The organism is Aliiroseovarius sp. D2-2, from assembly GCF_055809455.1.
Window position 1 is genome coordinate 2,812,942 of the sequence record NZ_CM147913.1, and the last position, 19,784, is coordinate 2,832,725.

18 protein-coding genes, 1 tRNA gene and 1 pseudogene are annotated in these 19,784 nt (G+C 54.5%); 5 read left to right on the forward strand and 15 right to left on the reverse strand.

Annotated elements, in window-relative coordinates:
• Positions 1-8 precede the first annotated feature (8 nt).
• Genes AC0L6A_RS13805 through AC0L6A_RS13815 form a run of 3 tightly spaced genes read right to left on the reverse strand, consistent with a single transcriptional unit; the run spans position 9 to position 1,235 of the window.
• On the reverse strand, positions 9-386 hold the full coding sequence (locus AC0L6A_RS13805; RefSeq protein WP_473290849.1) for a DoxX family protein: 378 nt from the start codon (positions 384-386) through the stop codon (positions 9-11).
• Between the two features lie 54 nt (positions 387-440).
• Complete coding sequence (locus tag AC0L6A_RS13810; protein ID WP_473290851.1) at positions 441-932, reverse strand: hypothetical protein; 492 nt, start codon at positions 930-932, stop codon at positions 441-443.
• A gap of 3 nt (positions 933-935) precedes the next feature.
• Positions 936-1,235, reverse strand: coding sequence for a DUF2218 domain-containing protein (locus AC0L6A_RS13815; RefSeq protein ID WP_473290853.1), 300 nt, complete (start codon positions 1,233-1,235; stop codon positions 936-938).
• 90 nt (positions 1,236-1,325) lie between these two features.
• On the opposite strand from AC0L6A_RS13815, the gene AC0L6A_RS13820 reads away from it, so the two are divergent.
• Positions 1,326-2,204: a LysR family transcriptional regulator gene (locus AC0L6A_RS13820; protein WP_473290854.1), complete on the forward strand. Its 879-nt coding sequence runs from the start codon at positions 1,326-1,328 to the stop codon at positions 2,202-2,204.
• 910 nt (positions 2,205-3,114) lie between these two features.
• Here AC0L6A_RS13820 and AC0L6A_RS13825 read toward each other — a convergent pair.
• The 3 genes from AC0L6A_RS13825 to AC0L6A_RS13835 form a co-directional block, all read right to left on the reverse strand.
• The gene (locus AC0L6A_RS13825) at positions 3,115-3,480 is read right to left on the reverse strand and encodes a response regulator (RefSeq protein WP_473290855.1); all 366 of its coding nucleotides are present in this window, start codon (positions 3,478-3,480) and stop codon (positions 3,115-3,117) included.
• Positions 3,470-4,657, reverse strand: a complete 1,188-nt coding sequence (locus AC0L6A_RS13830; RefSeq protein ID WP_473290857.1) for a sensor histidine kinase — start codon at positions 4,655-4,657, stop codon at positions 3,470-3,472. Before AC0L6A_RS13830 ends, AC0L6A_RS13825 begins: the two co-directional genes overlap by 11 nt.
• A gap of 359 nt (positions 4,658-5,016) precedes the next feature.
• Complete coding sequence (locus AC0L6A_RS13835) at positions 5,017-5,856, reverse strand: phosphate/phosphite/phosphonate ABC transporter substrate-binding protein (RefSeq protein WP_473290859.1); 840 nt, start codon at positions 5,854-5,856, stop codon at positions 5,017-5,019.
• 273 nt (positions 5,857-6,129) lie between these two features.
• On the opposite strand from AC0L6A_RS13835, the gene AC0L6A_RS13840 reads away from it, so the two are divergent.
• Positions 6,130-7,116 (forward strand): sulfotransferase family protein, encoded by a 987-nt coding sequence (locus AC0L6A_RS13840; protein ID WP_473290861.1) that lies wholly within the window; start codon positions 6,130-6,132, stop codon positions 7,114-7,116.
• Positions 7,106-8,326: a chromate efflux transporter gene (gene chrA / locus AC0L6A_RS13845; RefSeq protein WP_473290862.1), complete on the forward strand. Its 1,221-nt coding sequence runs from the start codon at positions 7,106-7,108 to the stop codon at positions 8,324-8,326. Before AC0L6A_RS13840 ends, chrA begins: the two co-directional genes overlap by 11 nt.
• A 339-nt stretch (positions 8,327-8,665) precedes the next feature.
• On the opposite strand, the gene moaD is transcribed toward chrA, so the two are convergent.
• The 6 genes and pseudogenes from moaD to AC0L6A_RS13875 all read right to left on the reverse strand — a co-directional run bounded on the left by moaD (position 8,666) and on the right by AC0L6A_RS13875 (position 14,478).
• Positions 8,666-8,920, reverse strand: a complete 255-nt coding sequence (gene moaD / locus AC0L6A_RS13850; protein ID WP_473290864.1) for a molybdopterin converting factor subunit 1 — start codon at positions 8,918-8,920, stop codon at positions 8,666-8,668.
• 2 nt (positions 8,921-8,922) lie between these two features.
• Positions 8,923-9,944: pseudogene (gene moaA / locus AC0L6A_RS13855) on the reverse strand (GTP 3',8-cyclase MoaA).
• Positions 9,934-10,461, reverse strand: a complete 528-nt coding sequence (locus AC0L6A_RS13860) for a DUF2478 domain-containing protein (RefSeq protein WP_473290866.1) — start codon at positions 10,459-10,461, stop codon at positions 9,934-9,936. Before AC0L6A_RS13860 ends, moaA begins: the two are co-directional and overlap by 11 nt.
• A complete protein-coding gene (locus tag AC0L6A_RS13865; RefSeq protein ID WP_473290868.1) occupies positions 10,458-11,132 on the reverse strand; it encodes a molybdopterin-binding protein in 675 nt (224 codons plus the stop codon). The genes AC0L6A_RS13860 and AC0L6A_RS13865 overlap by 4 nt, the downstream gene beginning before the upstream one ends.
• Positions 11,041-11,751 (reverse strand): MoeA family protein, encoded by a 711-nt coding sequence (locus AC0L6A_RS13870; RefSeq protein WP_473290870.1) that lies wholly within the window; start codon positions 11,749-11,751, stop codon positions 11,041-11,043. The genes AC0L6A_RS13865 and AC0L6A_RS13870 overlap by 92 nt, the downstream gene beginning before the upstream one ends.
• Before the next feature lie 57 nt (positions 11,752-11,808).
• Complete coding sequence (locus AC0L6A_RS13875; RefSeq protein WP_473290873.1) at positions 11,809-14,478, reverse strand: molybdopterin-dependent oxidoreductase; 2,670 nt, start codon at positions 14,476-14,478, stop codon at positions 11,809-11,811.
• Positions 14,479-14,591: 113 nt separating this feature from the next.
• Here AC0L6A_RS13875 and AC0L6A_RS13880 point away from each other — a divergent pair, with 113 nt between their 5' ends.
• Positions 14,592-15,296, forward strand: coding sequence for a response regulator (locus AC0L6A_RS13880; protein ID WP_473290874.1), 705 nt, complete (start codon positions 14,592-14,594; stop codon positions 15,294-15,296).
• Here AC0L6A_RS13880 and AC0L6A_RS13885 read toward each other — a convergent pair.
• Positions 15,266-18,013, reverse strand: a complete 2,748-nt coding sequence (locus AC0L6A_RS13885; RefSeq protein ID WP_473290876.1) for an ATP-binding protein — start codon at positions 18,011-18,013, stop codon at positions 15,266-15,268. The genes AC0L6A_RS13880 and AC0L6A_RS13885 overlap by 31 nt on opposite strands.
• On the opposite strand from AC0L6A_RS13885, the gene torT reads away from it, so the two are divergent.
• Positions 18,012-19,052 carry a TMAO reductase system periplasmic protein TorT gene (torT, locus tag AC0L6A_RS13890; protein ID WP_473290878.1) on the forward strand — a complete coding sequence of 347 codons (1,041 nt, stop codon included), beginning with the start codon at positions 18,012-18,014 and terminating at the stop codon, positions 19,050-19,052. The genes AC0L6A_RS13885 and torT overlap by 2 nt on opposite strands.
• 221 nt (positions 19,053-19,273) lie before the next feature.
• On the opposite strand, the gene AC0L6A_RS13895 is transcribed toward torT, so the two are convergent.
• Positions 19,274-19,349, reverse strand: a tRNA-Ala gene (locus tag AC0L6A_RS13895).
• A 99-nt stretch (positions 19,350-19,448) separates the two neighbouring features.
• Positions 19,449-19,772 carry a TIGR02300 family protein gene (locus AC0L6A_RS13900; protein WP_473290879.1) on the reverse strand — a complete coding sequence of 108 codons (324 nt, stop codon included), beginning with the start codon at positions 19,770-19,772 and terminating at the stop codon, positions 19,449-19,451.
• Positions 19,773-19,784 lie beyond the last annotated feature (12 nt).

Sequence of the window (19,784 nt, forward strand, 5' to 3'; positions counted from 1 at the left end):
GTTTTGGGTTAGACGAGGCCTAGAAAACCAAGCAAAGCAGCCCGACCGGACCAAGCCACGATAGCCGCCAATGTGCCGGTGATCATCGCTGGAACGCCTTCTTTCCAAGTGTCCCAAATCAAGTGACAGCCGATTGCGCCAACAGACGTGCCAAGCAAAGCCAGGGCGCCAAGTGTCCCGACCCATGATCCCTGAAACCAGATGGCAATCGCGCCGAAGAGCTCAGCGAAGCCGGTCAGCGCCATGATCTGTCGGTTCAGCCCATATTTGATGAACATCGCCAACTGCGTTTCAAAGATCATCTTCTGCCAGCCGAGAATTTTGATCGAGCTGGCGAACAGGAAGAAGGCAGACAAAAGGCCAACAATAATGGTCATGGGGGTCATGTAAGTTTTCCGTATCGTTGATGCTGGCCCTAAGATTGGGACCAGCTTGTTACGTTATTGAAGGTTGATAACCAACTTGTTGCCCGGCGTGAAATCAGCGCCTTTACCAAAGGCAACCACAATGCGGCCTGTTGTTGTGACCGTGACAGTCGCACCATCAGCAATCGCAGCGGTAGACGCATCAGCGTCGATAGCGGCCTCTGCTGGACCTGCGCCCGTGAAGGTGAAGTAATAGCGATCAAAGCGGTCCGCAGGCATCGGGTTGTTCGCTGGCTGTGCTGTGTCGCTCACAGTCATCATCAGGGTGGACATATCGTCTGCCACGTCGATTTCATAGAAATTGACGAAGTTGGCAATCTCAATTTCTGCACCAATCGTAGCTGCCTGATTGGCATAGACATCGGCACTGAAGGCAATGGTTGAGACTTCTGCCCCGCCAGTCATTTTGGGGTCTTGAAAGGTGTTTGCGACGGTGAACATGGTGTCTGCGGAAGCGACACCAGCCGATAGGGCTACAGCTACGGCCAAGATTGATTTGTGAAGCATGGTTTAGTCCTTTGTTGGAAGTATGGCGCGCTGCCACGTCAGATGTGCGTTTTCGCGAAAAGCGATGCGTTCAATCCATCCGCCGAATACCTCTTCCATCCGATCAACGTGATCTGGGCTGGTTTGGATGCGGGCCGCCATTTCGGTTCCGTTGACTGTCAGATCGCAAATCCCGATTGGAAGCGTCACCTGAGCTTTGGTCCTTTCAGCGCGAACCGGCACTCGCTTCGCAAAATGTGCGCAAAGCTCTTCAAGGTAGTCAAAGCCGTACTGGGTGTTTAAGCGGCTGGTGGATATGATCATTGGTCGTCCTTTCGTAAAACCAAGCTAGCTATTCCAGCGCCTTTCAATAACATGGCAGTTAATGAAATCATTATTCAGTCAGGATGAAAGATGATTGATGACCTGCGTGCGATGGCAATCTTTGCAACTGTCGCAGAAACCGGTAGTTTTTCAGCGGCTGGGCGACAGCTACGTTTGGCCACCTCGGGGATCAGCCAACATGTGACCAAGCTTGAGGATCGACTGGGTATCACGCTGTTCTACCGCTCAACCCGCTCTCTCTCGCTCACCAATGAAGGCAAGCGCCTGCTGGATCATGCCCAACGCATGATGACTGCAGCAGAAGACGGGCTGAACAGCATCGTAGACATCAGCAACGAACCTGCGGGCGCACTGACCATTACCTTACCGGCGTTCATGGCGGGTAGCTCATACGAACAAGCGATTTGGGGTTTCACCAACAAACATCGGGCGGTCGCAGTCACAGTCCGATATCTCGATCGCAACTTTGATCTAGTTTCGGAAGGGATCGATCTGGCCTTGCGCATGGGAGAGTTGCCAGACTCTGCTTTGCGCTCGCGGCGCTTAGGCAGTTTCGGGCGCAAGCTGGTCTGTGCTCCGTCCTATCTGCGCGACCTCCCCAAACTCCGAGAGCCAGAAGACCTAAAGGGGGCAGACTTTGTTTCTATGGAAATGCTGACGGATCAAATCGTCTTACACAAAGGAGGTTCGGAAAAAGTGCTGTCCACCAGTCGTTGTCGCGTTCTTGTCGATAACTTCGCGGCGTTGAGATCAGCCCTATGCGCAGGCCTTGGCGTCCAGCGACTGCCTGTATCGGTTGCTGACGCTGACCTGAAATCCGGAGCCCTTGTTGAACTGTTGCCAGATTGGAAGATCCCCGATCTAGGCACCTATGGTGTCTGGCCCGACACCAGCCGCCGTAGCTCGCTCACACGTCTTCTGATCGATCATATTGCCGCTGAAACTTGAGAGCCCCTGGAGGCCGCGTGGGTAGAGTAGCTAGATAAGCAACCATTGGGGCACCACTCAGCATCCTGTAATTTGGGCTCGAAGCCGCCAATAGCTGTGATCCGTTCGAATTCTACTCTTTGGCCTTCCTCACTTTTGTCACACAAATCGAGTGAGATAGAGGTGACACAGGACTGCATGCGAATTGGTTACAAGATGCGCATGTTTTAGGCGAGATCAATTTGCCAGGCCCGGTGGGGGGGGGGGATGACAGATACGCCTGAGAATGAAACAAAATGCGGGTTCACGGGGCATGTGGCGACTGGGGTGAGCAGTTCAATTTCGCTGAATCCTATTGAGGGCCGTTTAGCTTTTTAATGGTGATCGGTGAGTGACAAACAGGGTGATTTCACCCGTGCGACGGCATCAGATAGTGGCCCATATCAGACACAAAAACACTGCCGCACGTGACCGTAATCCTATCTTTAGTTGTCAAGCAAAGCTCTTGATCGAGAATCGAGTTTCGGCACCGCCAGCATCTCTTTTCGAAGCGCATCTCAAAAGGACAACAACTGAAGAGCGGTCTACTGTGAAGATGTAGTAGAGACGCGCCAAATCCTCAGTCACATCCGGCTCCTCGAAACCATGTATTTCATATTCAGCGGCGATGTTTCCAAAGCCAGCGCGGTGATTTCAGCGTGATCAAAGGGGATGATACTTCGACAAATTCAGCACCAAAAGGTTCACCACACCAAACATCCGTAGAAGGGATTCACCAGGTAGTTTGAGAGTTCCACGCAAACTGGTGCTTATGGTGCAAAAGCTGGATAGGCACGTCGACGTCAAAGATCAGATAAATAGCCAAATCAGGCTGATTTTTCGCCGTTTTCGATGTCGGGTTTGGGCCCAATCAAGATTTGACGATGGACAATCACGACCTGCAAGTTTGATTTAGATGTTTGGATAGTGTCTCAACCAAGTCAGTTTTCGATAGAGGCTTGGCTAGAAAGCCGTTCATGCCGGCTGCCAAACAGTTCTCTATATCTTCTGAAAAGGCACTCGCACTCAAACCGATAATTGGAGTTTGGAACATTTGTTGTGACCCGTTACGAATACGGCGCGTCGTTTCCAGCCCGTCAATCCCCGGCATGTTGACATCCATAAAGACTAGATCAAATTGCTCTTTTCTCAATAGATTGATGGCGATTTCGCCGCTTTCGGCAGTGGTTACATCGTGTTCGAGAGAACGTAGAATAACCTTGGCGATCTTTAGGTTTGTTTTACTATCATCTACCACCAAAATACTGGATGGTGCTGCCTGTGGCTGATGAGGTAACGAAACAGTATTCTGGTTGGCCTCTAGAATCTGCTTTGGTTTCTTTCTCAACTTCAACTGAGCTAAACGGCAACGAAAAGTAAAAACGGCTGCCTTCGCCTTCACGACTATCTACCGATAGCTCGCCACCCATTTCTGCCACCAGCATATTGCAGATAGACAGTCCTAGACCCGTGCCTTGGTATTCGCGATTGCTACGATTATCCACTTGAACAAACCGTTCGAAGACCTGAGTTTGATCCGGTTTCGAAATTCCAATTCCGGTATCGGAAACCTCAAAGCAAATGGTGCAGTTAGGAGAAGTGTGACCAGCGGGTGTTGTAACGCGCAATGTCACACCACCTTCTGAAGTGAACTTAATAGCATTCCCAACGAGGTTTATCAGAACTTGGCGCAACCTATTTGCATCGCCCATGACGATTTTGGGGCAAATTTCCTGCACCGAAAAATGAAGTGAAATCTCTTTGTTTTTTGCCGCAACTTGAAAGATACCAACGACGTTCTGAACCAAGCTACTGATTGAGAATTCATCGCTGTGAAGGACGAATTTTCCCTCGTCCAATTTTGTGATGTCCAGGATGTCATCAATGATCGATTTAAGCGCTTTTCCGGATTCCTGTATCGTTTCGATTAGTTGTGCCTGCTCTTTCGGTAGCTCTTGTTCCAACAGAAGTTCGGCAATCGGAATAACCCCATTCAAGGGTGTGCGGATCTCGTGGCTCATGGTGGCCAGAAAACGTGATTTTGCCTCTGCCGCCGCCTGGGCTTCGTCACGAGATGCGATCAGGCTTTGTTCGTTTTCTTTGATGGTCGTCCGCATCGTGGAAAAACTATTAGTCAGATCGCCGATTTCATCCTTTGAACTGGGTGGAATTTTGGCTTGATAGTTGCCTCGGGCTAGCTGTTGAGCTGCCGAAGCTAGCAGGGCTGCTCGTTTCACAACCCAATGCTCCAGAAGAACGCCGACCACTACAAGCGCCCCAAGGAAGAATACTGCGATCAGGATTGTAAGATATCGAACTTGCCGGCGGATCTGCCCGAGATCGTCGGAGATATCAACACGAACAGAAAGCGCCGCCAGCTCTTTTCCTTCGAACGAGATGGCCCGCGACGTCTGAATTATGTCGGGCTTGGCCACCGGGTCGGCCTTAGACAGGGGATACAGCCGTGTGCCATCAGGCGTTGTAAGGATAACGGTTTCCCAATTCTGGTATCGCGCCTGCATGCTGCTAAGAGTCTCGAAGACTGCACCGATCTGATTTTGCAGAAGAAACGGGATAAGCGCATCTGACAGAATTTCGACGTTCTGATCCAGATTCCGGATTCTGCGATACTGTCATCTCGCGAGTCAAACGCGGCTCCCAAATATAGGACAGCCCCAGTACACACATGCACATCATGCAGGCAAGCAGGGCCACAAAGCGGCTGCGCAGCTTGAAGCGAACGCGTGCCAAAACCGAGGCAATTGCCGCTTTGGCAGACGCCACAAGTTGGGAGTCATTCAACAAAGAACGCATCCAAATCCATTCCTTGCAATTCGGTGTAGTCTTTCAGACTTGTTTCGATCACCTCGCGGATCGGAACGCGTTCAAGCAACTCACGACCATATCCAGTTTTCCAGAGATCAAGAAAGGCCTGCGTTACCTGTCTTTTTACTTCCTCCGGAACACGTGGATGAGCGGCTATGGGATGTGGCGGGACACGGGTGGTTTTGTAGAGGACGCGCAGCTGTTCGGATATTTCGATCGGTTGCGAACGGAACGTCCCCATCACCCCACCAGCTGCCGCAGCTTGGTTCAGAATAACATTTAGGTATGCCGACCCATGTGTCGACACGTACATCGGTGAAAACTCGACATTTCGTTGATTGGTCAAGTCGGAACGGATCAACAGCGAAGCACCAAGTGCATTCGGCGCCGGGAACGCGATGGTTTGACCTTCTAGTTCTTCAACCGATTGATATTCACTATCATCGCGTACAACCAGAATGCCGAACAGTTCGCGACCCCCGTCCCGAATGAGCGGCTGATATCCCTGTGTTTGGGCGGCAATGATCGCGTGATACGGGTTCATATAGGCGAAATCAAATTCACCATTCATAAAGCTGGTTTCAAATTCTGGGATCCGGGGAGCGCCGACAATCTCGAAATCATAGCCAGTGCGCTTTTCGATTTCGCTGATTATCGGCTCCCAAATCCGTGCAAGCTTTCGCGCTTCGAATTGCGGAACGATGCCGAATGTGTAGGTCTGCGCGATAAGTGGCGATGCGTTTAGCCACAGCAAGGTCATCACGCCAAATATGCCACCAAATGATGAGTGAAATATATTTTTGATCATGTGTGCCCCTTTGGACGTTGTCCGTAGTCGATCAACATCTCTGCCGATGCATTTGCGAGTTCGCTTTCGGAGATTGGGGTGGATTACTTAATATTTTCACTACGCAGATGGTTTTCCCAATTTCACATCATGCAGAAAGGAGGCTCCTAAGGTTAAACGGCCTTTCATCTGCGTTAACGAAACGTAAATAATTTACACGCTTTAGTTGATCATCGAAGTTACCGCCACAACTCTGAAACAACAGAGTAGGTGGCCCAAAACGGAGCGCTGCAGATGCCATATTTCATGATCGGGACGCAAAGGTCTGGTTCGAACCTACTGCGTATCATGTTGAATCAATCACCCGAACTTGTTGCCCCTCACCCGCCACATATTCTGGAAAGACTCTGGCCATTGTTGGCCGACTATGGCGACTTGCAGGATCCACAAGCGTTCTCGCGCTTGGTTGATGATGTTTGTTTGCTCGTCGAGACCAACCCGGTCAGTTGGAAACTTGACCAGATTGATCGCGCAGCCTTGGAGCAAGCTTGCTCGGAGAACTCACTCGTGGCCATTTATTTTGAGATCCACAACCTTCTGACGCACCACAACATGGCAACGGACTGGGTGTGCAAATCCCTAGCGAACGTTCACTTCGCGGATGAGATTGACCGCTTTGGCGGTGAGAATGCCAAGTTCATCCACCTGCATCGTGATGGTCGGGATGCAGCACTGTCGTTCCGTAAGGCGATCGTGGGCGAAAAGTCGTTCTATCACATCGCAAAGCAATGGCGTGCAGAACAGGAGAAAGCACTGGAACTTGGTCGGAAACTACCAGCCGACCGCTTCATATCGGTCGCATATTCCGATCTAATCACGCGTCCAGAAACAGAGCTTTATCGGTTGTGCAACTTTATGAACACCCAGTTCTATCCCGACATGTTAGAGTTCCATAAATCCCGCGAAGCTGCGAGCACATCTGTGGCCGGGCAGATGTGGTCTAATGTGCAAAAACCGGTCATGTCGCAGAACACAAACAAGTTCATGCGCGAGATGCGCCCACATGACATCGCGGTGTTCGAAGCCGTCGCAGGCGATACTCTGGATAAGATGGGTTACCCATTGATGAGCGATTTTGACGATGAGAACCAGAGCCTTAAGGTGCAAGCTCTCGAAAACGCGAACCCCGATGACTTGCAAAAACGAAAGGCTCAGGCTTCGGTGATGCAAGAGATCAAGGAACGTCTCGCCAACAGCAACGCAAAACGCCATGTCGCATAAGTCAGCCAGCACCTTTGCCGGGGAAATCTCGCTCGCTCAATTGTTTCTAATTTTCTTCAAAATTGGGTGCATCTCGTGGGGCGGATATATGGCGCTGATCTCGGTTGTTCGGTCCGAGATCGTTGGGAACCACCGTCTGATTGAGGATGAAGACGTCATGGACGGTGTCGCCTTGGCGATGCTGCTTCCGGGACCCGTCGCGGTGAATGTCGTCGCATATGTCGGCGACAAGATCCGCGGCCCGCTTGGTGGTGCGGTATGCACCGTGGCGGTGATCCTACCATCATTCCTTTTGATGGTAGGCTTCGCTGCCCTTTACCTGTCCTGGGGAACGATGGTTGTTGCGGACAAAGCGCTGGCCGGAGTTCTGCCCGCGATTGCCGCGATTATCCTGAATGCGGGCCTGAAAATGCGCGAAAAGGCTCTTCAGGGACCGGTTGACATTGCCATGGCGGTAATTGCGGCCATCCTGCTTTTGACCGTCGGAGGCATCTGGATCGTGATCGGAATTTTCGCGTTCGCAGCGGCCGTGGGTATCCTGCGACATCAGTCAACCGATGCGGATAGCCTGGCCGAAAACACGCGCCATCAACCAACATTTGGCATCGGGTCACGTGTCGTCGCTCTGTTTTTAACGATGTGCATCAGCCTGTTTCTGTTTCTTCCTCAATTGAATGTCACTTCGATCCTTGTCCAGTTGTTTTCAGTGTTTTCCGGCATGAGCCTGCTGCTCTTTGGGGGCGGATATATTTTCATCCCAATGATTCAAGAGGCCGTCGTAAGTATTCACGGCTGGCTGACCATCGAAGATTTCGCAGCAAGTATTGCGCTCGGGCAGGTAACGCCCGGACCCATTTTAATCAGCGCAACATTCATCGGGTATAAAGTCGCGGGCCTCGCCGGCGCCGTGATTGCGACGATTGCAATATTCATGCCTCCGGCTGCCCTGATCATTCTAGCCTCGCACCAGTTGCAGCGTTTCCGACATTTGGAGCGTTTCAAAGCCGCACAAGCGGGCATACGCACGGCCGTGTTCGGAATGATCATCTCGGCTGCTCTTTCGCTTCTAATAGGGATCGCCAGTGAGGCGTCAAACCTCTTGGCAACGGCATCCATTTTCAGTCTGTCCTGCTTCGTCCTGATGTATCTGAAAAAAGGTGAAATCTGGGCCGTTCTAATGGCCGCGGGGTTGGGGGTGCTCGCCTTCTAAATAGGGCGTGGAGCCTAGCGGGGTCGAACCGCTGACCTCTTGCATGCCATGGGCGAGATTAGGTTGTCTGGCCAGTTGAGGTGATTGATGAAAAACAAACGGAACTGGAATTTATCGCTCGATCTAAGAATGACCGAAGAACTCGGTGAAAGGTCAAATTTCATTGGGTTTGGTTGAAACTCGCCAAGTTTTATTGCGGTGACCAGGAAGTGACAAAGGGTCGATTTCAACCTACAATCAAGGTCTTCTTATGGGTCCATTGCGGCCGTTGGCCATAGCAACTCAGTGATGCACGTGCTGCCCGCATAGCGCCCTTCGGAAAGCGGGGTGTCCAGCATTTTAGCCTCCCGTCATCGGGGGGAAGAGCGCCACCTCGCTCACGCCCTCAAGCGAGGCATCGAACTGCGCTAGATCCTGGTCCAGCGCGACACGAATGGCTGACGGATCCGCAAAAGCCGCAGCATAGCGGGGTTCGCGTGCAGAAAGCTCTTTGATCAGGTCTGATACGTTTAGCGCCGTGCTCTCAACTTTCTCGCTTGGCAGACCGATCCGTTCCCGAACCCACGCAAAATATACAACATCATAGACAGCCATGGTCATCCCCCTGTGTGGTTCATTCCGCGCGACACACCGCCCGAGACGTCATCCGCGCCATAAGAAAAATTGTGGCCCTTTGGCTTGCACCACAATGCGTCACGGATCGCCCTGTGGACGTCAAAAACATCATCAGAATCGCGCAGCGCAGGCCGTAGATCGCAGGATCCTCGCGGCCGAGGCATGTGAACAGCTCTCCACGACAGTTCACCCGAACCCGGTTACAGCTTGCACAGAAATTGTGGCTCATCGGCGTGATAAACCCGATGCGTTGCTGGGTGCCAAGTACATCGCAATATCGCGAGGGTCCGCCAGTGCTGAAGGGTGTGTCGCGCAGGGCGAAGTGTTTCTCCAGCATGGTGCGTAACTCGCTAAGTGGCCAAAACTGCCCAAGCCGGTCTTCGCTGCCGACGTCGCCCATTGGCATCACTTCGATGAAGGAAACATCGCAATCGCGTTCCAACGCCCAGTCCACAAGATCCGGGATTTCGGCGTCATTGAACCCGCGTAGTGCCATCGTGTTGATCTTGACGTGCAGCCCTGCTGCGCGCGCGGCCTCGATGCCTCGCAGAACTTGAAACAGACGGCCCCGGCGTGTGACATTAGCAAACTTTTCGGGGTCGAGCGTATCAAGCGAGACGTTGATCCGGCGCACGCCGTTGGCGGCAAGTGCAGGCGCAAACCGTGAGAGCTGTGTGCCATTGGTCGTCAACGTCAATTCACCCAACCGACCAGTTGCCACCTCTTGGCCAAGTGTTTCGATCAGCGACATGATCCCGTGGCGGACAAGGGGTTCGCCACCAGTTAGCCGCACCTTGCGCACGCCAAGGTCGATGAAGGCGCCCACCAGTTTCTCAAGCTCTTCGATCGAAAGAAGCTCGCGTTTGGGCAGAAATGTCATGCGTTCAGCCATGCAATAGGTGCACCGTAGATCGCAGCGATCCGTCACCGAAAGACGCAAATAGTCTACCTTGCGCCCGAAGCTGTCGGACAGGGTTTGAGGGGTGCGGGCATCAAGCGGCATGACGGGCCTCGTTCACATCATCGAACCACGTCAAAATGGTGCTTTGATCCATCGGAAGGTCACAGGACAGACCCTCTCCGAACACACGCCATTCGGCTTCATATGTCGGGCGCACTGCGCTCAGCACGGGAACGCCCCGCATCAAGGCTTGGCCGATCAAATCACGAAAACCGCGCCCTTCACTTTCACCGCGCCCAAATCGGTTCAGGATCAAAAGGTCCGTGCCTTGATCCATTTCCGTTTGCAGATAGGCCGCACATTCGGCAAGCGCGCCGGGATGCAACCGGCATCCGTGCGAGCCGTTTCCAAGAGGTTGCGATATCCGGAAGGTCCGTGCCTTGCCGATGGCATGCAGATCCATATCTGCGCAGTGACACTCTCCTCGCATCTCTCCGCGGGATTGCAGCACGCCCCGCACACGATAGCCATTGTTCAATAGAGTCGCTGCGACATCAGCCAGAAGGCTGTCAATGTCGCCGGTGTCAAAGCGGATGGCGGCAAGCATGGGATAGGTCATTGTAAATCTCCTGCGGAACAGAATGGTTGCCAGTGCAGGCAATCCCCTGGCGCGACACTGTCGGTTTCAGCCGGGACGATGGCCAAACCGTCAGCTTCGGCCAGGGGAAAGAGCGTGGCCGAAACGCTAGCGCCAAGGCGTTTCAGTATCGGCAGTCTTTCCGAACTGTGTTCCGTGAGCTTCACAGGAAAGACTTCTGCACGCCCTGCCTTACGCGCCCAATCGAAGCCCGAGCAGGCGCGGTTAGGTGCAAACTTCGAGGGGCTGGCACCTGAAAGCCGCGCAATCTGAGGTGCAGCGAACAGATGGAAGCCCACAAAGCTCGCGAATGGGTTGCCGGGCAATCCGGTCACGATGGTGCGCCCCAGTCGCCCGAAGGCAACGGGTTTGCCCGGTTTGATCGCCACGCGCCAGCCGTCTAGCGTGCCGCCCGCTGCAACAAGTGCCTCGCGGATGTGGTCACGCCCTCCGATCGAAACCGCGCCGGATGTCAGCACTAGGTCAAACCGGTCCCGGATGTCTTCGAAGGCATTGGTGGTCTTGTTCAGATCGTCAGGCAGGGTGCCAAGATCCGTCACATCAGCGCCCAATTGCGTGCAAAGCGACATTAGCATCGGACGGTTCGCGTCGTGGATTCTGGCCCGGACGGCGTTGGCGTGTCGCCAGTTCATCACCCGTTGAGAAGACGCCAACCCGGATGCGCCTGCGCACCGCACAGGTTTCGATGCCATTGGCGGCAAGCAGTCCAACATGACGCGCGGCGATGCGCTGACCCGAGCACACCAAAACGGCCCCTTTGGGTTGGTCGCTGCCGGCGCGGCGAACGTTGTCTCCGTCGCGTGGCGCTACGGAAAATCCTACGGTTTCACCGGTTACGGTGGCCATTTCGACCATGACGACAGCACACGCCCCGGAAGGGATCGGCGCGCCGGTGTAAATGCGCGCGGCGGTGCCGGGTTTCAGGTCGGATGGTGCATCACCTGCTGCAATCTCGGACGAGACCGGCAAGCGATTTGAATTCAGAAGATCCGCTGTATTGACGGCAAAACCATCCATGGCGGAGTTGTCGAAGAAGGGCATCGCCTCGGCAGCCACCACGGTTTCAGCGGCAACGCGCCCGGCGCATTGGAAGATGGTCACTTCTTCAGTCTCGGCGACGGGCTTGATCCCGTCCAGAGCCAGTGAAATGGCGGCATCAAGCGGCATAAGGTGCTGCTTGACGCTGTCGCATCCACACCCCTTAACTTGCATCTTGTCCAGCATTGTGTCCTCAGGCTCTTTCAGTCTCATTCTGCTCTTGGCAGGTGTAGGAATGAGAGGGCAGCAACGCCGCCCTCTCTGGTCTTGTTACTTGGCATCCGCCGCGTTCAGCATCAGGTATTCCATGACAATCTCGCGTTCACTGTCTTCCAGACCGGCGCGTTCGAACATGGAGGGCACGATGCCTTTCCACTGCTGCTGCGTGTAGTGGGTCACTTCACGCGGAGCGTGGCAGACCGTACAGCGTTCGAAGAACATCTTCTCGCCCGGTGTCATGTCGGCATAGAGCGCAGTCGTCAGGGCTTCGAGACGGTCAAGACCAAGCTTGTCGTCATCAACCGCGGCGACGTCCATGTCGTCGATGATTGCTGGCGGGTGATACGCCATGTTCGGACCTTCCGGGTCTTCACATTTGCGCATCTCGATCAGCGTGGTGTTGGCCGTGGTGGCTTCCGACAAACCCGAGGCACGCTGGGTCGAAGTCAGGAAGTTTGCCAGCCCCGAGTTGTCGCGGCCTTTGCTGTCCAGCTGCGGCCAGCCCCCTTCATAGATCGAGACCACGCCCGGCATGATGCCGTCCGAGACAACCGCGCCAGCGATGACAGTGCCGCGCTTGTTGTAAAGCTCGACCAGATCGCCATCCTCGATGCCACGATCCGCAGCGTCCTGAGCGTTGATCCGCACCGGTTCGCGACCCTGTACCATATAGAGGTCACGCAGCCGTTCCGAGTTCGCCATCTGGCTGTGAAGGCGGAACCACGGGTGGGGTGATACGACGTGCAGCTGGCCTTCTTTGGCGTTGCCGAGGTATTCGTGTTTCTCCATCCACATCGGCATACCGGGGCAGTCATCAAGCTCCATGTCAGCGATGGTGTCGCAGAACATCTCGATCTTACCCGAGGTTGTGTGCAGCGGGGTCGCCTCGGGGTCTTCGTAAAAGGCTCCGTGGCGGGTCCATTTGCGGGCCTCGGCGGGCACCGGCATACGGGCATAGCCTTTTTCCCAGAATTCCTCGAACGGGATCTCTTTCGCGGCGCCGGATGCTTCATAGGCGAGCTTGATGTGGTACATCTTGTCTTCGCCATCGGTGAACTGTGCCCAAAGCCCCAGTTTGTCGGCCAGACCCTCGAAGATCTCGTAGTCCGGTTTGCTGTCCCCAACTGGTTCAATCACCTTCTTCATCGCGTAAACACGATCGTTCGAGTATGTGCCGCCCGAAGTGATATCGTCCTGTTCCAGCGTCGAAGAAGCCGGGAACACGATGTCGGCCCAACGGGTTGCTGCCGTCCACCAGACGTCTACGCAGACAATGGTTTCGACTTTCTGCAGCGCGCGGATCAGCCGGTTGGTATCCTGCTGGTGCGACATGAAGTTGTTGCCCGCGTTGAAGATCATCTTGATGTCGGGATAGGTATTGGTCTGCCCATTGTAAAAGAAGTCTACATTCGGGTTTTCCAGCGCCTCGGTGATACGCGAAGCAGGCACCACTTTCTTGATGAAGTTTCGGCCCTGGCTCATGCCAACCGGCGTGGCGTTGCCACCTTGGGGCATCCCGCCATTGCCATAATGCCAGCTGAAGCCAACGCCTTGACCCGGCTTACCGATTTTACCCAACAGCGCCTGGAAATTGACGATTGACCAGTATGCCATTTCACCGTGCTGCGCACGTTGGATGGCCCACGAACCTGCAATGGCAGTTTTCGAGGTGGCAATGGTTTCACAGAGATCTTTGATCTGCTGCTCTTCTATGCCGGTAATCTTCGACGCCCATGCCGGGGTTTTCGGTGTACCGTCGGTTTCACCTTTCACATAGGCAATCCATTTGTCGGCACCGACCGTATATTTCGCCATGTACTCTTTGTCGTCCCAGCCGTTTTCAAGCGCGTGATAGGCCATGGCCAGGAACAGCGCGGTGTCGGTGTTGGGGACGATCGCAGTACGCTCAGCACCGAGGTATTCGTCGGTTGCCGTATGCTGCGGGTTGATCGAGATGAACTTCACGCCGTTGTCACGGATCTCTTCCCAGTGGGCATACATGCCGTGGTCCGCAACGCGGTATTCGATCCGGTTGTTTTTGATCGGGTCACAACCAACCAACACGAATACTTCGGTTTCGTCACGGATAGTTTCCCATGCAGACTGAGCGGAATAGACTTCCATGTCACCGATGATATGCGGCATGACAACCTGACCTGCACCGGCAGACCAGTCGCCAGCGGTGTTGGTGCAGCCACCCATGAGGTTCAAAAGACGGCCCTGAAGCACGTTGGGGCGGAACACGCCTGCGTTCGACCAGCCGCCATAGGACGAGCTGAAGATCGCTTCGTTGCCATGGTTTGTGGCGGTGTCCAGAAGTGCCTTGGCCGCAAGGGACCATGCAGTATCCCAGTCGACGCGAACCCATTCTTCTTTGCCGCGAAGTTCGGGTTTGATGTCGCCGGTTTCCCAGCCTTCCAAGTAGGATTTGCGCACCATCGGGTAATTGACGCGGGTTTTGTCATAGGTCCGGTCCATGACGCCATAGGTCAGCATCTCGGTCGGGCGGGCATCCAGCTCCATCATAGTGTTGATGCCGACGAGTTTCCCGTCACGCACGACGGCTTCGAACGGGCCATAGTGGCTGGCGTGGAATGTACGACCCGAGAACGAGTTCGGGTCGATCGAAGCAAGCGCGGTGGTCCCGAACAAGGATGTCGCGCCGAATGCAGCAGCGCCCCCTTGTAGGAACGCACGGCGGGTTGGATTCTGGAGTGTCATTGGGTTTCCTCCTTGGACAATCTCGGGACGAGTGTGTGCCTACGAGGGTTCCGCCACGTTGACTCCAAGCAATTTGCTTTGTGTAAATTTGTAAATGAATGTAACTTGAGCGTATGACACAGCACATCGTCATCGTCGAAGACGACCGGGTTTCGCGCATGCGGTTGGCAGGGTATCTGCGCCAGCTGGGCTATCGTGTGTCTGAAACCGAAGACGCCGAGCAGATGGAACACCTGCTGGAATACGATCCCGCCGAATTGCTGCTGGTGGATATCAATCTGGACGGCAAAGACGGGCTGACGATCACACGCGAGCAGCGCGCCTTGTCCAAGATCGGAATCATCCTTCTGACTGCACGCAACGATCAGGTCGACAAAATCGTTGGTCTAGAGATGGGCGCAGATGACTATGTCACCAAGCCCTTCGATAAGCGCGAGCTTGCTGCGCGTGTCAAAAACCTACTGGTTCGGATCAGCGATATAGGGCAAGCACCCGAGGGGGCGCCACCGATCGACACGTTTGGACCTTGGCGGTTTGACCGTATTCGTCGCCGTCTGGTCAGTCAGTCGCGGTCAGAGACATTGTCCGGGATAGAGTTCGGCGTCTTGAAGGCGCTCACTGATAACCCCGGCGTGACGCTCAGTCGCATTCGTATCGACGAACTGCTTGGTCGTCAGCATACGCGGGCCAGCGACCGGACCATTGATGTGGTGGTTGGTCGATTGCGTAAAAAAATTGAAGAAGACGCAACCAATCCCGATTGGGTTTTGACCGTCCACGGGCAAGGTTATCGCTTCGTCGATCCCGAAACTGTCTGAATTCCGGCCTGTTCATTAGCTGCGCTCAGCATCTCTTCCGCATCCTTCGCGGTTTTGCACAGATGCGCCCACTGCTTTGACGGGATTTCACCCTCTGTGTCTTCGAGTTCAGCAAGAGCATCGCAAAGTGCCTCAAGCCGATAGTTGGACACCGCGCCCTTCAGACGGTGCGCCAACCGCTTCTTTTCATCAGCATCCGCTGCCTCGATCTGATCGATGGTGCGCGGAATGTCAGTCTGAAGCTCTGACAGAACCTGCGTTGTCGTTTCGATCCCGAGATCGGAAATATCGTCTTGAATGCTTTGCAATACGGCGTCGAACATGGTGCCCCCTGTGTTTTCAGGTTCTGGTTCCTGAGGCAACAATTCGATCAGATCCACCAACCTGCGAGGAGAGATTGGCTTTGCCAGAATTCGCCGCACGCCCAACCGTTCACGTTCAGTCACACTGTCTTCTATGACATGGGCCGTCAACGCGGCCACCACCGTTGTTTCAGGAAGGGGGGCAAGGCGTTTGATAACCTCTTCGCCACTGATGTCAGGCAAACCCAGATCCACAAGGATCAGATCAAATTGGTTTTCCCTTACCGCAGCAAGGGCGGCCCGTCCGGTCTCGGCTTCAGTCACTTGGCACCCCAAACGCTCAAGATAGCCGCGGGCGACGATGCGATTGACCGGGTGGTCTTCGATGACCAGCACCGTTTTTCCGACATCCCCGACGGGGGCAAACGTATGCTGCTCGATCTTTTCGGGATCTCCGGCGATGACGGGCAAGCTAAGGGTAAAGCGGCTTCCGACACCGGGTTCGCTTTCCACCTTAAGCGCTCCTCCCATTGCCTCGGTCAAATTGCGCGAAATGGGCAGTCCAAGCCCTGCCCCTTCGATCCAGCTGCTTTTGGCTTCGTCGGTGCGGGAATAGGGATCAAAGGCGCGTATCAGAAAGTCCTTGGACATACCGACGCCAGTATCCTGCAATACAAAGGACAAGAGCATCTGACCATCACCCCCCGTCGGCACACACTCGATCGACAGCGAGATCGCCCCCTCGTTTGTGTACTTTACCGCGTTAGAAATTAGATTGGTCAGAACCTGCCTGATCTTCACAACGTCACCTAACAGAACCGGAGGACCGTCCGAGGAAAGGTCAACTGAGGCCGCCAATCCCTTGACCTGTGCATCCCCCGTCAAATGGTGGTTAAGCTGTCCCGCAAAGTCACGTAGGTTGAAGTGAACCGGGCTGGTGCGCGCAGCCAATGGTTCGCTTCCGGAATAGACCAGAATGTCGTTGCTAAGTTCCAAAAGCTCGCGCGCTGATACGAGTGCCGTGTTGATGCGCGCTTTCTGAGCATCGTCATCTACTTCGGCCAATAGCAAGTCGAGCATCCCAATCACGCCGTTCAGTGGCGTGCGAATTTCGTGGCTCATCCGCGCCAGGAATTCGGACTTACTGCGGTTGGCGGCTTCAGCCTCGGTCCGGGCAGCATCCGAGGCCTTCATCTCTTGCACCACTTCCCCGGTCCGTGCCAGCACCGCATCCTCGAGTGAACTGCGCAATTCGGCAGCCTGCATAGTTCGGCGGCGCAAAACATTGATGGCTTTTTCCATGCGCCCGATTTCGTCATGACGGGTAATCTCGATCGGAGTGCCGAAACGCTCGCGTGCCAGGTCGACGACTCGGTCAGCGACCAGCCGAAGTCGCGTGATCAGCTCGCGCCGAGCATAACCCCAGCTTAACGCCGCCACTACCCCGGACAGCAGCACCAGAACCAACAGTCCATTGGCCAAACGTCCGGTCAACTTATTGCTGTGTTGGATTCTTTGAAGGCTTGCGGCTTGCACGTCGCGTCGCACGATCTGCGCGTGCCGCGATAGTCCGTCGACCGCATCGAGCAGCCGTGCGCTGTCGGCTTCGACCGTCGCGCGTAGGGTCAGCCTACGTATTGACAAATCGAGCAACCCGCCGGCTTCAAGCACGTCACTTTGCATCTGCAATAGCCTGCGCGCTTCTGCGCGACCCGCCTTCGTCGGCAGGAAAGGAATGCGGCGCAAGAACAGCGCCTGATTTTGTCTGACCAGGTTACCTGCTTCTTCAACGTCCATTGGCGTGTTTAGAAGATGAACCTCTTGTAATGTAAGGCGTGTCGCCTCTGAGGCGCGTAAAAGTTCGGTCATCCTGTCGAACGCGAAGAAATCCCGATCAGCCAATCGGTCAAGCTCGGCGCGCCCATCCGATTGATGTTCGGAATACAGATCGGCGATCGTGGCGGTGATTTTCAATCGGGCAAGATCAAGCTCTGTCTCTAGCAAAGCGGCAAGCTCCCGTCCGGTTTGACCAGACGTTGCCGTGATCTCGTGGACCAAGGTGGTCAACTCAAGTGCGTCGCGTGCATTTTGCGCCAAGCTGACAACGATTGCGACGATGTCGGGCCGTTCCCCGGCAGGCGACGGTTCTGTGACGATGGATTCCAACGAGCGCATTCCGTCTTGAATGCGCACAACCGTCCGTCTTAGTGCCTCGGCAAGCTCTTCCTGTGTCGCTTGTGTATCGGCCTGTACAAATGACGTCGCCAGCGAGCGTACTAGGCCAGCCTCGGCCGCGACCCTGCCGGAAAGCTCCATCACCGGGCCATTTTCTTCTATGAGGCGGGTGTTGGATTGAATGAGATAGCGGTTGACGCCTACAGCTGCGATGCCCACCATGACGGCCAGAAAGCCCATGAGCGAAAAAACGAGCATTAATTTCTTGTCAAAAGACTGGCGTCGCATAGCGCGACCCTACGCGCGGCGGATTGCAACTGCAATCATCGGGCTTTCGTTTGCGGTCGGTCTATCTGCCGAGGACGTGAAAGCTCAGACCAACGAAGCTGAACTTTCAATTTGTGTTCTGGTCCCGCATTTCAAGGACGAATACTGGCTGAGTGTGGGCTATGGGCTTGAGCATGAGGCGCAAGGAAACTCGCTGGATCTGATGTTCTTCGAGGCAGGTGGCTATCAATCTCGGGACAGTCAAATCTCTCAGCTGAACGAATGTGCCGCACGGCAGGTCGATGCGATTCTCATCGGTGCCGTTTCCTCTGACCATCCAGATATGCTGGCAACAATCCGTGGCGTCTCGCAAAAGCTACCTGTCTTCGGGCTAGTAAATGAACTGCACAGTGAAGATCTCTCGGGGCGGATCGGTGTTGATTGGCAGCAAATGGGGCAGGTGCTTGGGGATTATCTGGCTCTGAGGCATCCCTTTGGTTCGCCGCCAAAACGCGCGGTTCTGATTTCCGGTCCAGTGGAATCCGGATGGGCCCCGCCGCTTGAGCTGGGCCTGCGTTCAGGGCTATCGGACAGCAGCATCGAGATCGTCGGTGTGTTCAGCGCAGATACCGGCTTGCGTCAGCAGCTCAAGGCAGTCGAAGACGCCTTCGCAACCATTCCCGATATCGACCTGTTGATAGGCAGCGCGCCTGCAGTGGAGTCGACCGTTGGCTTAAGCAAGGTTACGGACATGAACGCCGATGTGGATTTGGTTTCGACCTATATCAGTCATACGATCATGCGCAGCATCTTGAACGGAAGAGTATTGGCGGTTCCATTCGACGACCCCGTGCAACAAGGAGAGCTTGCCCTCAATCAGGTGCTAAGGTTCCTGCAAACTGGTCGCAAAGGTGGACTCGAAGGGCCTACAATCAGGCTCTTTACTCACGACGAGAAAAGCAAGATGGATATACCGCTATCTCCTTCTGGATATTTTCCAGAGATTCAGTAGCCGATGTTTTCCGTTCGCCACTTCGGCTGTAAGCAATGAATACAGTTGCCTTTCCAAGCATTCGCTTGTTCGGGCAGCATTGCTGCCTTTTAAGCTTTCATCACATTTGTCACACAAATCGAGTGACACAGGACTGCATGCAAAATGGTGACAAGACGTGCGAACGGTAAGCGGATACCACGCAACCAGTTCAAACCATTATCTAATCTGGGAAAGAGTTTTGGTGGAGCCTAGCGGGGTCGAACCGCTGACCTCTTGCATGCCATGCAAGCGCTCTACCAACTGAGCTAAGGCCCCATGCGACACAGCACATATGCTGTCCGTGCGCGGTATTTATGCAAAGGCGCCTAGGGGATCAACCCACAAAATGCGCCTTTGCACAAAATTATTTGACGTTTAGTCGTCGTCGTTCGCCGGCATATCGGCGATCTCTTCCAACGACACTTCTTCATCGTCATCATCGTCCAGAACGTCATCGCCCAGATCGACATCGGATGCGTCATCATCGTCTTCCAGAACTTCATCTGCGTCTTCGACCAGATCGTCCTTCATGACAGCTTTGTCTTCTTTGTCGGCAACCATCGTGCGCGACCCTTTTCCGGTCTCCACATTCACGATCTCGCCCGAATATGGGCTGACCACCGGATTGGCGTTCAGATCGTAAAAGCGTTTTCCAGTCGTTGGGCAGACACGTTTGACGCCCCATTCAGCTTTGGGCATTTGAAACCCTTT